This is a genomic window from Streptococcus suis, from assembly GCF_002960445.1.
Lineage (GTDB): Bacteria > Bacillota > Bacilli > Lactobacillales > Streptococcaceae > Streptococcus > Streptococcus hyiners.
Map to the genome: position 1 here is coordinate 1 of NZ_POJD01000119.1, position 460 is coordinate 460.

The 460-nt window shown below is 43.9% G+C and carries 1 protein-coding gene; it reads right to left on the minus strand.

Annotation, left to right across the window (positions count from 1 at the left end; genetic code table 11):
* A partial coding sequence (locus C1G53_RS03375; RefSeq protein WP_269087984.1) for an FGGY family carbohydrate kinase occupies positions 1–460 on the minus strand: 460 nt, incomplete at both ends.

Sequence of the window (460 nt, forward strand, 5' to 3'; positions counted from 1 at the left end):
CATAATAGACTTTGCCACCGATACCATAGCCAATTGTTGTGAGAAGGTTGTTCTGTGACAACTGCATCTCTTCACCTGTATTCATCACGATGAAGGAACCGGTTCCGTAAGTATTTTTCACCATACCTGGCTCAAATGCTAATTGTCCAAATAAGGCAGCCTGTTGGTCACCTGCCATGCCAGAGATTGGCACTTCTGCGCCATAGAAATGGAATGGAGCTGTTGTGCCGTAAACTTCAGAGTTTGAACGAACTTCTGGCAGCATGGCTTTTGGAATATTGAGAAGAGATAAAATTTCATCATCCCATTTCAACTCTTCAATGTTGTAGAGCATGGTACGAGCTGCGTTTGAATAATCCGTCACATGGCATTTCCCATCAGTCAATTTCCAAACCAACCAAGTATCAATGGTTCCAAAGAGAATCTCACCTTTTTCAGCACGTTCCTGCGCTCCAGGGAC